This window comes from Streptomyces sp. IMTB 2501 (assembly GCF_001953885.1).
GTDB lineage: Bacteria > Actinomycetota > Actinomycetes > Streptomycetales > Streptomycetaceae > Streptomyces.
Genome location: NZ_MQUS01000004.1, coordinates 145,160 through 156,278 on the forward strand (window position 1 = coordinate 145,160; position 11,119 = coordinate 156,278).

At 71.4% G+C, this 11,119-nt stretch carries 14 protein-coding genes; 5 read left to right on the forward strand and 9 right to left on the reverse strand.

Annotated elements, in window-relative coordinates; genetic code table 11:
- Positions 1–120 precede the first annotated feature (120 nt).
- Complete coding sequence (locus AV521_RS09090; protein WP_076086120.1) at positions 121–534, reverse strand: roadblock/LC7 domain-containing protein; 414 nt, start codon at positions 532–534, stop codon at positions 121–123.
- A gap of 89 nt (positions 535–623) precedes the next feature.
- On the opposite strand from AV521_RS09090, the gene AV521_RS09095 reads away from it, so the two are divergent.
- Positions 624–1,052, forward strand: coding sequence for a PPOX class F420-dependent oxidoreductase (locus AV521_RS09095; protein WP_076086123.1), 429 nt, complete (start codon positions 624–626; stop codon positions 1,050–1,052).
- A gap of 10 nt (positions 1,053–1,062) precedes the next feature.
- Here the strand turns inward: AV521_RS09095 and AV521_RS09100 are convergent, their stop codons facing one another.
- From AV521_RS09100 to AV521_RS09120, 5 genes are all read right to left on the reverse strand, one after another.
- Positions 1,063–1,665 (reverse strand): ATP/GTP-binding protein, encoded by a 603-nt coding sequence (locus AV521_RS09100; RefSeq protein WP_076086703.1) that lies wholly within the window; start codon positions 1,663–1,665, stop codon positions 1,063–1,065.
- A gap of 272 nt (positions 1,666–1,937) precedes the next feature.
- The gene (locus tag AV521_RS09105) at positions 1,938–2,348 is read right to left on the reverse strand and encodes a DUF742 domain-containing protein (RefSeq protein WP_076086126.1); all 411 of its coding nucleotides are present in this window, start codon (positions 2,346–2,348) and stop codon (positions 1,938–1,940) included.
- Positions 2,349–2,367: 19 nt separating this feature from the next.
- Complete coding sequence (locus AV521_RS09110) at positions 2,368–2,805, reverse strand: roadblock/LC7 domain-containing protein (RefSeq protein WP_076086129.1); 438 nt, start codon at positions 2,803–2,805, stop codon at positions 2,368–2,370.
- Positions 2,802–5,342: a nitrate- and nitrite sensing domain-containing protein gene (locus tag AV521_RS09115; protein ID WP_179022951.1), complete on the reverse strand. Its 2,541-nt coding sequence runs from the start codon at positions 5,340–5,342 to the stop codon at positions 2,802–2,804. Before AV521_RS09115 ends, AV521_RS09110 begins: the two co-directional genes overlap by 4 nt.
- A 48-nt stretch (positions 5,343–5,390) precedes the next feature.
- The gene (locus tag AV521_RS09120) at positions 5,391–6,164 is read right to left on the reverse strand and encodes an MHYT domain-containing protein (RefSeq protein WP_076086132.1); all 774 of its coding nucleotides are present in this window, start codon (positions 6,162–6,164) and stop codon (positions 5,391–5,393) included.
- 151 nt (positions 6,165–6,315) lie between these two features.
- Here AV521_RS09120 and AV521_RS09125 point away from each other — a divergent pair, with 151 nt between their 5' ends.
- Complete coding sequence (locus tag AV521_RS09125; RefSeq protein ID WP_076086134.1) at positions 6,316–6,915, forward strand: class I SAM-dependent methyltransferase; 600 nt, start codon at positions 6,316–6,318, stop codon at positions 6,913–6,915.
- A gap of 27 nt (positions 6,916–6,942) precedes the next feature.
- Here AV521_RS09125 and AV521_RS09130 read toward each other — a convergent pair whose 3' ends face one another.
- A complete protein-coding gene (locus AV521_RS09130) occupies positions 6,943–7,698 on the reverse strand; it encodes an alpha/beta fold hydrolase (RefSeq protein ID WP_076086136.1) in 756 nt (251 codons plus the stop codon).
- Positions 7,699–7,811: 113 nt separating this feature from the next.
- Between AV521_RS09130 and AV521_RS09135 the strand changes: the two genes are divergently transcribed.
- A complete protein-coding gene (locus tag AV521_RS09135) occupies positions 7,812–8,345 on the forward strand; it encodes a PadR family transcriptional regulator (RefSeq protein WP_076086138.1) in 534 nt (177 codons plus the stop codon).
- Here the strand turns inward: AV521_RS09135 and AV521_RS09140 are convergent.
- Entirely contained in the window at positions 8,322–9,227 is a 906-nt protein-coding gene (locus tag AV521_RS09140) for an oxygenase MpaB family protein (RefSeq protein ID WP_076086709.1), read from the reverse strand. The two genes, AV521_RS09135 and AV521_RS09140, sit on opposite strands and share 24 nt — an antisense overlap.
- Before the next feature lie 97 nt (positions 9,228–9,324).
- On the opposite strand from AV521_RS09140, the gene AV521_RS09145 reads away from it, so the two are divergent.
- A complete protein-coding gene (locus tag AV521_RS09145; RefSeq protein ID WP_076086712.1) occupies positions 9,325–9,621 on the forward strand; it encodes a hypothetical protein in 297 nt (98 codons plus the stop codon).
- A gap of 138 nt (positions 9,622–9,759) precedes the next feature.
- Positions 9,760–10,674 carry a hypothetical protein gene (locus AV521_RS09150; RefSeq protein WP_076086140.1) on the forward strand — a complete coding sequence of 305 codons (915 nt, stop codon included), beginning with the start codon at positions 9,760–9,762 and terminating at the stop codon, positions 10,672–10,674.
- Between the two features lie 235 nt (positions 10,675–10,909).
- Here AV521_RS09150 and AV521_RS09155 read toward each other — a convergent pair whose 3' ends face one another.
- Positions 10,910–11,092: a hypothetical protein gene (locus AV521_RS09155; RefSeq protein WP_031226809.1), complete on the reverse strand. Its 183-nt coding sequence runs from the start codon at positions 11,090–11,092 to the stop codon at positions 10,910–10,912.
- Positions 11,093–11,119: the final 27 nt, after the last annotated feature.

An 11,119-nucleotide genomic window follows, 5' to 3' on the forward strand; every position in this document is an offset into this window, starting at 1 on the left:
ACTCCCCCGTGGAGTCCTTGGCTCACGCCCTGTGCGTTCGCCGTGGACACACCGTAGCCAATCCGGCGCAAGCCATGGTTGACCTGTGGATAACTCCGCGACGGAAGGAGAATCCGCAGGTCAGGCGTCTTTGATGGGGGTTCGCTCGGGTTGCCTGGCGTCCACGCCGAGGTGCTCGCCGACGCGATTGACGAGCAGAGTCATCTCGTAGGCGATCTGACCGATGTCGGCCTCCGCGCCGCTGAGCACACACAGGCAGCTGCCGGTGCCGGCAGCGGTCACGAACAGTACGGCGTCGTCGTACTCGATCATGGTCTGGCGTACTCCGCCCGCGCCGAAGTGGCGTCCCGACCCCTTGGCCAGGCTGTGCAGTCCGGACGCCACGGCGGCCAGATGCTCGGCGTCCTCTCGGCGCAGGCCCGTACTCGCCCCCGTGACCAGTCCGTCGTTCGACAGGACCAGCGCGTGCCGCACATGGTCCACACGCTCGGTCAGATCGTCCAGGAGCCATCCGAGTCCCTGGTTCTGCCCCATCTCCGTCTCCCCGTGGGATCTCCCCCTGGCTGGAGGAACTCTGCGCCAGCCTTCCCCACGACCGGCGTCCGGGCAAGCAAGATGGGCGCATGGCACAGAAGATGACCGACGACGAATGGCGGGCGTTCGTCTCGAACGGCACCCGAACCGGCAAGCTGTCCACCGTTCGCGCCGATGGGAGCCCGCATGTGGCCCCGATCTGGTTTCTGCTGGACGGGGCCGAACTGGTCTTCAACACCGGTAAGGACACCGTAAAGGGGCGCAATCTCGCCCGTGACGGACGCATCGCCCTGTGTGTGGACGACGATCGGCCACCGTTCCACTTCGTGGTGGTGAACGGCCGCGCACGGCTGTCGGAGGACCTGGACGAGGTGCGCCACTGGGCCACCCGGATCGCCGCCCGGTACATGGGCGAGGACCGCGCCGAGGAGTACGGCGCCCGCAACGGCGTTCCGGGCGAGCTGCTGGTCCGCGTCACGGTCGACCAGGTGGTGGCCGTGAAGGATCTGGCGGACTGAGGCGGCGGGCTCAGCCGACCGAGTCCAGGAGCCGGGCGGTGTGCATCCGTCCGGCGTACTCGACGAGCCGGATCAGGACTTCCTTGCCGGAGTCCCGGTCCCGCGCGTCGCACAGCACCACGGGTGTGCCACGGTCGAGGTCGAGGGCGCGGGAGACGTCGTGGGCGCCGTGGGCACGGGCTCCCGCGAAGCAGTTGACGGCCACCACGAACGGGATGCGCCGGTGCTCGAAGTAGTCGACCGCGGGGAAGCAGTCCTCCAGGCGCCGCGTGTCGGCGAGGACGACGGCGCCGAGGGCGCCTTGGGACAACTCGTCCCACAGGAACCAGAAGCGGTCCTGCCCCGGGGTGCCGAAGAGGTACAGGGACAGGCCGGAGCGGATGGTGATGCGCCCGAAGTCCATGGCGACGGTGGTGGTGACCTTCTGGTCCACGCCGTCGGTGTCGTCCACGAGTTGTCCCGCCTCGCTGAGGAGTTCCTCGGTACGCAGCGGCCGAATCTCGCTGACGGCCCCGACCAGGGTCGTCTTGCCGACGCCGAATCCGCCGGCGACCAGTATCTTCAGCGCCAGGGCGGTGGTGTCGTCGGCGGCTTCGGAGTGCTCGGTGACCATGATCACTTCTCTCGGGAGGGCCGGCTGCGGTCGGCGTCCGCCTGGTGCGGGGATGAAGGCAGCATCATGACAACGGGGCCGCGTCTGGGGGCGGTTGGACCGAAACGCACCTGATGTGACCGACTCGCGCCCGGTCGGAGGCGCAACGCGCACGGATCGGTATCCCACGCGCACGGGTCGGCAGACGACGCCCACAGACCAGGATGCGACGTGTACGGATCGGCGCGGGGAACCGCACACAGCGCGGTGCGCGGCGGGTTCTGAACTGTCATCTACAGCGCTCGCAATCCTTCGATGACCTCGCGCAGAATCCGTTCGTCGGGCAACTGTGCCGGGGGCACCGGACGGCTGATGACCACGCAGCCCAGCTCCAGGAGGTCGCCGAGCAGCACCCTGACCACGCCGACGGGGAGGTCCGCGTCCGCCGCGAGTTCGGCGACGGACTGTGTCTCGGTACGGCACAGCTCGATCAGGGTCCGGTGTTCGGGGCCGAGCGCGGTGCCGTCGTCGAGCGCCGGTGCCGTGGGGTCGAGGGTGACGAGGGCGATCAGGTCGAAGCGCACCCCGGTGGGTCCCGGCTGGGTGCGTCCGCCCGTCATCGCGTAGGGGCGGACCAGTGGTCCGGCCTCGCCGTCGTACCACTGGCTGCCCGGCTCCCACGAGCCGCCGCGGTTCTCGGTCATCGGTGCCGCCCTTTCGCGGTCATCCGGCCGCAGGCGGCTGCGCGGTGACACGCGGTGCTGTGTAGAGGTGCTCGCCGACCCGCTTGACCAGGCGTGCCATCTCGTAGGCGACCAGTCCGATGTCGGCGGTGACCGCGGTGAGGACGGCGAGGCAGGAGCCGTCGCCGGCGGCGGCCACGAAGAGGAACGCGTCGTCCATCTCGACCATGGTCTGCCGCACGCCACCCGCTCCGAAGTGCCGTCCCGCGCCCTTGGCGAGGCTGTTGAAGCCGGAGGCGACGGCGGCGAGGTGTTCGGCGTCCTCCCGGGCGAGACCGGTGGAGGCGCCGACGGCCAGCCCGTCGTTGGAGAGCACGACGGCGTGCCGCACCTCGTGCACACGCATCACCAGGTCGTCGAGCAACCAGTCCAGTTCGCCGGAACGCTGGCCGGTCCTCGTGTTCGGGTCCTGGATCATGCCGGGTCTCCTTCGCTGCTGTCTCTGCCCGTTTCGGGTCGCGGGGCGCTGCCGCGGCCGGGTTGTCTGCCGCCACCGCGCGCCCAGCCGTCGCGGTAGGCCGTCATGCGGTCCCGTACCACTTCGGGGGTGCGCTGTTCGTCGCTGTGCCGTGCGGTCTCCGGCACCGGCGCTTCGGAACGCTGTTGCCGGAGCTGGGGAGCGAGGCTCGCCTGACGCACACGGCGCGGGAGATCGTCGGCGGTCTCCGGGTCCTGGGGCGGTCGGTGCAGTCTCAGGGCGGTGACTCCGGGGGGCGGGGTTTCGTCGACGGTCGCGTGCCGGGCCGGCTCCTCCACGGCGCCGTGCGGGCCGGGAGCGGTCGCCGCGAGGGCGGGCCGGTCCGAGCGGGGGGCGACGGCCTCTTGGTGCGGGCTCGTGTCGGGCACACGCGCGTACTCGCGTTCCAGCTCGTGGCGGGCCTGCTCGCCTTGGTGGGAGGCGCGTTCCGCCGCGCCGCTGTGCAACAGGGCGGTGGGCACCAGGACGACGGCGGTGGTGCCTCCGTATGGGGAGGTCCGCAGATGCACCTTGACGTCGTGCCGGGAGGCGAGGCGGCTGACCACGAAGAGTCCGAGCCGGTCGCTGTCGAACAGGTCGAGGGCCTCGGACTGTTCGATGCGGCGATTGGCCTCCGCGAGAGTCTCGGCGCCCATGCCGAGTCCCCGGTCCTCGATCTCCAGGGCGTAGCCGTTGCCGACGGGTTCGCCGGTGACGCGCACACGTGTGTGGGGCGGTGAGAACTGGGCGGCGTTCTCAAGGAGTTCGGCGAGAAGGTGGGTGAGGTCGGCGACGGCGGCGCCGATGACGTGGGCCTCGGGGAGCTGGCGAACCTCCACGCGCGCGTAGTCCTCGACTTCGGAGACGGCGGCCCGTACGACGTTCGTCAGGGACACCGGCACGCGCCAGGCCCGCCCGGGTGCTGCGCCGGAGAGGATGATCAGGCTCTCGGCGTGCCGCCGCATGCGTGTGGTGAGGTGATCCAGGCGGAACAGGTCGCTCAGCTCGTCGGGGTCGTCCGAGCGACGCTCCATGCTGTCCAGGAGGCTGAGCTGACGGTGGACCAGTACCTGGCTGCGGCGGGCCAGGTTGACGAAGACGCCGGAGATACCGCTGGCCAGTTCGGCACGTTCCACGGCGGCGCGCAGGGCGGCGCGATGGACCGTGGTCAGGGCTTCCGCGACCTGACCCGTCTCGTCCTCGGCGGGTGGTTCGGCGGGCGCCTCCGCCTGGATGTCGATCTCCTCACCCGCGCGCAGTCTGCGCATCGCTTCGGGGAGTTTGCGGCGGGCGATCTCCAGGGCGTCGTTGCGCAGGCTCACGAGTTCGACCACGAGTGCGCGTCCGATACGGACGGAGATGACGAGCGACGCGGCGACCGCGGCCAGGCCGAGGAGGACCGCGGCACCCGCGGGGCTGACCAGGCCACGTGTGACCGGGTCGGCACGGCCGGCGACGGCTCGGCCCGTGTCCGTCGCGATGTCCCGCATGGCGCCCTGCACGCGCGCGTGGGCAGCGTCCCAGGCGGCCTGCGGTGCCGCGTCGGTCGGCTTGGTACCCGGCCGGGCGGCGAGGATCTTGTCCTCGGCGGCAGCGAGCGCGGTGTAGGAATCGCTTTCGGTCAGGTTCTGCCAGGCGGCTCGCTGGGCGGCGGGCAGATCGGCGACGGCGGCCTCGGTGAGGGTACGGCGTGCGGCGACGGCGGCGCCGAACAGCCGTAGCCGCTCGCTCTGCAGCTGTCCGGCGGCCCGCGCGCCGCCGAGGACGGTGTCCTCCTGGGCCAGTGCCTCGGCGGCCCGGCTGAATTCGAGCAGCACGCGCGCGTCGGAGCCGACGTCGGCCTGCTGGATGCCGGTGAGGGCGCCGTCCACAGCGAAGGCCGCGCCGATGGTCCTGGTGTACTGCGCGTAGACCGTGTCCCAGCCGGCCTTGTGGTCGAGTACGGCCGTCCGCAGTGCGCGCAGGTGCTCGGCGCCGGTGACGAAGGCGTCGAGGCGTCCGGAGACGCCGGCGGGCAGTTCCTCGGTGTCGGCGACGGTGTTGTCGCGGCCGATCCGCAGCTTGGCCACGGCCCGGTCGGTGCGATCGGCCAGGCTCTGGACGTCGCTGCCGTCGCCCGCGCCCGGCGCGGTCGCGAAGCGCACGGCCGCGGTGCGCTCGGCCTGGAGGGCGGCGACGGCGGTGGCCACCGGGGTGCGCAGTTCGGCGTCGATCTGCTGGGACTGCCGCAGCCGGGCGACGTCCTGGGCGGTGGTGACGGTGGCGTACGCCCACAGGGCGAGCAGCGAGACGACCGGGACCATCAGCAGGCTGACCACCTTGGCGCGCACCGTGCGGGGGCGCAGGTGCCGGCGGTCCGCACGCGCGCGTGCCTTGGCCGGTGGTGTGCCGGGCGGGCGGCCGGTGCCCTCGGCGGCGGGCGGTCCGGCGTGTGCGCGGCGGCCGCGCGGCGGGCGCGCCGGGGTGCCGGCTTTCAGGGTGGTACGGGGTGGGCGCATGGCCTCCTCGCTCGGGACGTGGGTCGGGGCGCTCGGGCCGGGCTCCCGCTAGCGGGCGATGCTCTCGACGGGCCGCTGAGCGGAGGCCGAGGCCTCTCGCTCGTCGGCCGTGGGTGAAAGGGCGACGAAGGCCGAGGTGATGAAGAGATAGGACCCGAGGCCGACGGCGAGGGGGAAGATGAACTGCATCGCCGTGGCCCCGGGAAGGGTGTGGCCGGAGGGGTCCACCCGCACGCTCACCGCGAACATCCCGGTGTAGTGCATGCTGCTGACGGCCGCTCCCATGACGAGGGAGGCGACGGTGACCGCGCGGGGCGACCTGATGTTGAGGCCGGCCCACAGAGCGGCGGTCGCCGCGACGACGGCGATCAGCACCGACACTCCGACGAGGACGGGGTCGTAGCGGATGTCGCCGTGCAGCCGGACCGCCGCCATGCCCAGGTAGTGCATGCTGGCGACGCCGAGGCCGGTGGTGAGGCCGCCGAGGAGGAGCGCCCGGTTGCGGTCCCGGCTGTAGCCGACCGCGAAGACGCCGGCGCAGACGACCACCATGGCGACGAGGAGACTGAGGATGGTCAGCGGCACGTTGTAGCGGATGTCGGTGCCGCTGACGCGGAAGCCGAGCATGGCCACGAAGTGCATGGTCCAGATGCCCGTCCCGATCGCGGAGGCCGCGGTGACGAGCCAGTTGCGGCGCGAGCGGCCGGTGGTGGCGAGCGCGCGGACGGTGCAGCGCAGTCCGAGCGCGGCGCCTATGCAGGCCATGACGTACGACAGCACGGGGGTCAGCCAGCCGAAGGCGGCGTGGTCCAGGTGTCCCATGGCCAAAGGACGCTAGGGGGGCACGGGCGCACGAAGGGGGCGCATTTCGAAAGCTGTTGGAATATGACAGGCGGATGCGACGGAACGATCGGGTCCGGCTCGAACGTGTGCGCCTACATATCCCCCGTGACAGTGAGGAATCATGCCGAGCATGAGCGATGACCACACACATGTGCAGGAGTTCTTCACCGCCCGTGCCGTCGACTGGGACAGCCGGTTCCCGGACGACGGTCCCGCCTATGCGGCAGCTGTCGCCGATCTCGAACTGCGGCCGGGCGACCGGGTGCTGGACGCGGGGTGCGGTACGGGGCGCGCCCTGCCGCCGCTGCGGGCTGCCGTGGGCCCGTCCGGGGTGGTGCTGGGCGCCGATCTGACCCCGGCGATGCTCGAGGCCGCCGTGCGGGCGGGCCGGGGCCGGGACGGCCGGCTGCTCCGCGCGGACGTCGCCGCGCTGCCGCTCGCGTCGAGGTCCCTGGACGCCGTGTTCGCGGCCGGCCTGATCGCCCATCTGCCGCGTCCGGAGGCGAATCTGAGGGAGCTGGCCCGTGTGGTGCGTCCCGGTGGCACGCTCGCGCTGTTCCATCCCATCGGGCGTGCGGCCCTGGCGGCGCGTCAGGGCCGGCAGATCACGCCCGACGATCTGCGTGCCGAGGCCAACCTCGCCCCGGTGCTGGCCCGTTCGGGGTGGAGCATGACATCGTACGTCGACGAGGACAGCCGCTTTCTCGCGCTCGCCGTGTGCGCGAACTGAACCTCGTGGCGCTGAAGGCCGGGCGGGTCAGTCCGCTCCGGCCACGGCCTCCACGAAGGCGTCGGGGTTGTCGAACATGACGTTGTGCCCGGCACCGGGCACCGTCACCACGCGCACCCCGGCGGCTTCCAGGCTCTCCCGGCCCTTCAGTTCACCGCTGATTTCGCCCTGCAGATAGACGCGCTCGACGGGCAACTCTTCGAGGATCGTGCGCATCACGGGAGCAGAGCCCCGGCACAGCCCGACGGCGCTGCGGTGCAGGGCGCGGGGGTCGGCCAGGCGCATGGTGGCTGCCCAGAGCGGGCCGACGGCTTCGAGCACGCGCGTGTGCTGCTTTTCCACGAAATCGTCTTCTTCGTATGCGGCGATTCCGCTGCTGGCGGCCGTGAGCGGCGGGAAGGCGTCGAGGTTGGCCTCCGTGAGGACGAGCCGGGAAGCGAGGTCGGGCCGGCGGTGGGCGAGCACGATGGCCACGGCGCCACCCATGCTGTGCGCGATCAACTCGGCGCCGCGGACTCCGGATTCGTCCAGCGCGGCCGCCACGGCGTCGGCGTGCTCCTCCAGCGTGTATCCGAACGTGCCGGGCCGGTCGCTGATGCCGTGTCCCGGCAGATCCACGAAGAGGCTGCGCCGACCCGCGAGTTGGGGGCGGGCGGCGATGTGGGCGTGGTAGACGGCGGACATCGAGCCGAGTCCATGCAGATACACCCGCGCGGGCTCCGCGCCCGGCACCTCGGTCCAGCGGATCCGGCTTCCCTCGTTGTCGAACACGGCCTGCTTCACAGTGCCCCTCCCTGGTGTCCTCCGACGCTTGATCATTATACATCGACACCGAGGTATAACTGCGACGGTGTATCGAGATAGCGAGGTACAACGCCCTGCGCAAGAATGCGGCCGTGCTCGAACTCGCCATCCTCGGTTTCCTCTACGACGCCCCGCTGCACGGATACGTCCTGCGCCGGCACATCGCGGCCCTCACCGGCCATGTGCGGCCCGTCGCCGAAAGTACGCTGTATCCGGCGATCAAGCGGCTGGAGAAGGCGGGCCTGCTGGTCCGGGCCACCGAGCCCGGCGCGGTGGCGGCCCCGCGCCATGTGCTGAGGCTGACCGAGGAGGGCGGCGCCGAGCTGAAGCGCCGGCTCGCCGAACCCGCGCAGCGCGAGATCACCGACGAGAACCACTGGTTCACACTGCTCGCGTTCCTACGGCACCTGGACGACCCTGCCACCCAGGCGGTCGTACTGCGACGCCGGCTGGCCTTCCTGGAGGAGCCGGCGAGTTTCTTCTACGACGGCGACCGGCCACTGCCTGCCGAGGAGGTGGACGACCCGTTCCGGCGCGGTGTGCTCCTCATCGCGCGTGCCACGAGCCGGGCCGAACTGGCCTGGCTGCGTGACACCCTGGCGTCACTCGACGGTGTCGGCCGCTGAGGCGTCCCCGTGCCGCACCGGGCAGCCGCGCAGCCCGGGAACCGGGCGGGTGCCGAGGTCGGCTACCCGGTAGCCGTCCGGGTAGCCCTTGATCTCCCAGTTCTGGCGTGCGAAGTGCGGGGAGCTGCGCGGCGGCAACAGCCGGACGAGCCGGCCACGCGTGCGTACGGCGCGGCGCACGAACGCCGTGGTGGCCGTGCCGGGCCGGGTGTATCGGAACGCGCGCAGCAGGTGCTCGTCGAACAGGGCGAGCGTCGCAGTGCGCAGCAGCGGGGCCAGTGGGCGCGGATACCAGGACACCATCAGGTCGAGGGTGGCGTCGGAGACCGTCCGGGACTGCTCGTCCCAGCGGAAGTGTTCCCGCTCGTAGGCGTCGAGGAGTGTCTCGAACTCGTCGTACGTCTCGGGGATGTCGGGGATGCCCATGTGGCGGCCCAGGGTGCGGTAGTACTCGGTCGCGGCGACGACCTCGTGCCGGGACAGCCGTCGCCAGCCGTAGGTGTCGATCCAGCGCCGGGGCACCACGACGAAGGTGCTCAGCACATACCGCATGTCGTCATCGCTGATGTCGTAGCTGCGGTGCATCTGGTTGATGCGACGGATCGCGGTACGGCCCTCCTCGGCGGCGAAGCCGTGCTCGACGATGGTGTCGAGGAGCAGCGCGGTGTCGTCATACCGCTTCTGTGTGCGCTCGGTCAGCTCTGCCGTCCGCGCGAGCAGCCGCCCGATGCTGGGCACGGCGTAGGTGCGGTACAGGGCCAGTTCGAGTGCGCGGGTGTAGTCCCATGGAAACTCGAAGGCCGCACTGAGCCGGTAGATCTCCAGCGCGTCCGCCACCGGGTCCAGCCGGCGGATCCGCCCGAGCCGCTCGAAGCGCTTCACCGCGCCCTCCCCCTTCTGCCGCAGAAATTCCAACTCTACGTTGAATGACAGCAGATGGGCGATGGACATGGCCCCGTTCAGAGGGAGGGTGGTCCGCGTGTTCGGTCAGATACGCAAGTACGCCGCCAGGCTCCGCACCGCTACGCCCGCGCAGCCGGCGGGTGCGCGGGAGAGGCGTGCACACAACTTGTTCGAAGCGGCGGCCGCCTACATCGTGGCCCGCGCGGACGACGATCAGGAACGGATGGAGGAAGCCGCGGCCTGGGTGTCTCCGGAGGCGCTGTCGTTCGGGGTGAGCGAACTCGCCTGCCGTGCCGTCGTCGCGCTGGCCCGGGAGCGCTCCGAGTCGCCCGCAGCGGTGGCCCACGATCTCCTCGGGCTGCCCACGGGGTGAGGAAGACGGCGCCAACTGTGGTCGTTTCGCCCCCGTCCAGGTGGAAACCTGCAGGTCCGCGTGGTGTGAGGAGTCGTGACAAGCGGCTTCCGCTCGCACTAGGGTGCGCGCCGTTGGACGAACCACTGGGAGGCTGGGATGGCCAGGACCGACGAAGAGGCCGTCGCCGCCGCGGACGATGCGCTGTACGTACTGACGGCGGTGCTGCTGACGCCGGCACAGTTTCCGAGCGTTCTGGGCGACGACTATCCGGAGGCATGCGCGGCACTGGGACTCGCACCCCTCGCCGACGGGTACGGCCTGGTGCTGGGACAGGACGGCGACGGCGCCCGCTGGACAGTCGTCATCGACGACGTCTCGCTGGTCGCCGTGGCGATCGCGTCCTGGGACTGCGGCATGGAGTACGAGCTGTCGCCGGACGAGCGCGCGGTCGTGGCCGCCCTGCCGGGCTGGCCGCTGGCCGTCGCCGTCGCGGCTCCCGGCATCCCCGCCCCGCACGATCCCGCTCCCGACGTGGTGGACCGGCCCGCGCTGAGCCCGCCGGACACCAGCACCTGGGGGCCGGCCCAGCGCCGCCTGGGCGCCGACGAGATCGCGCTGCAGTGGGCGGCGTGGCGCGGGCAGATCGACGACGAGAAATTCTCCGTGCCGCGCGGACAGGACGCGCCGGGCGGGCAGCCGACACCGGACGGGCAGGAGAAGCCCGAAGCGCAGGACAACCCGGACAGGCACGAGCAGGACGAGGAGTCCTCGCCGGAGGACCGGCAGGGCGTGCCGCAGAGCGGTCACCGGGGAGTCAGGCGGGTGCTCGCGGAGGCGCGCGCCTACGTCGACTCACCGCCGCCTCTCGGCCGGGTGCGCTCGTCGTTCGCCCCCGGGGACGCTCGTACGCTGCGCGCAGACGGTCCTGGCTGGTCGATCGTGGCTCGCACCGACGACATAGCCTTCGTCCTGCTCGACGACGAGCCGGGCGAGGTCCTCCCGGTGGGCAGGGGCCCCGAGCTGCCGGGCCTGCTGGACGCACTCGACAAGATGGCCGTACGCCCCATGTGAGGCCCCACGCCTCTACGCGGGTGCGGTGTGCGCGCCCAAGGAACGGCGTGCACCCCGAGGCACCCTCCACGGCCAGGCGCCCCACGCCGGGGGGGTCCTGCAGAGCCATAACCCAGGCTCAAGGTCCAAGCGCACCCCGAGGCCGCGCGCCGCCCCCGCGAGGGTCGGACCAGCCCTCGGACCGGTCCGGCCCCGCAGCCGCCTGTGCGGGCCTCTCAGGGACGTCCGTCCTGCCTCAGCGGCCGAGTTCCTTGCGGGTGACCCTACGGAGCCTGCGCCGCTGTGAGGGGTCCAGCGCCAGATACGCGGCGACCGGAACTCCGACCACGATCAGGAACGCCACCCACCAAGGCAGCCAGATCAACAGAATCAGCCCGACCGCCACACCCCCGACGGCGATCTTCGCGTTGTTCGACATGAGCGTCGCCTCCTTCACGGCCACTGC

Excerpts from the sequence above, each read along its gene's own strand:
- AV521_RS09090 (WP_076086120.1), bottom strand. The coding sequence starts at position 534 with ATGGGGCAGAACCAGGGACTCGGATGGCTCCTGGACGATCTGACCGAG.
- AV521_RS09120 (WP_076086132.1), bottom strand. The coding sequence starts at position 6,164 with ATGGGACACCTGGACCACGCCGCCTTCGGCTGGCTGACCCCCGTGCTG.
- AV521_RS09095 (WP_076086123.1), top strand. The coding sequence starts at position 624 with ATGGCACAGAAGATGACCGACGACGAATGGCGGGCGTTCGTCTCGAAC.
- AV521_RS09155 (WP_031226809.1), bottom strand. The coding sequence starts at position 11,092 with ATGTCGAACAACGCGAAGATCGCCGTCGGGGGTGTGGCGGTCGGGCTG.
- AV521_RS09110 (WP_076086129.1), bottom strand. The coding sequence starts at position 2,805 with ATGATCCAGGACCCGAACACGAGGACCGGCCAGCGTTCCGGCGAACTG.
- AV521_RS09125 (WP_076086134.1), top strand. The coding sequence starts at position 6,316 with ATGAGCGATGACCACACACATGTGCAGGAGTTCTTCACCGCCCGTGCC.
- AV521_RS09115 (WP_179022951.1), bottom strand. The coding sequence starts at position 5,342 with ATGCGCCCACCCCGTACCACCCTGAAAGCCGGCACCCCGGCGCGCCCG.
- AV521_RS09105 (WP_076086126.1), bottom strand. The coding sequence starts at position 2,348 with ATGACCGAGAACCGCGGCGGCTCGTGGGAGCCGGGCAGCCAGTGGTAC.
- AV521_RS09150 (WP_076086140.1), top strand. The coding sequence starts at position 9,760 with ATGGCCAGGACCGACGAAGAGGCCGTCGCCGCCGCGGACGATGCGCTG.
- AV521_RS09100 (WP_076086703.1), bottom strand. The coding sequence starts at position 1,665 with ATGGTCACCGAGCACTCCGAAGCCGCCGACGACACCACCGCCCTGGCG.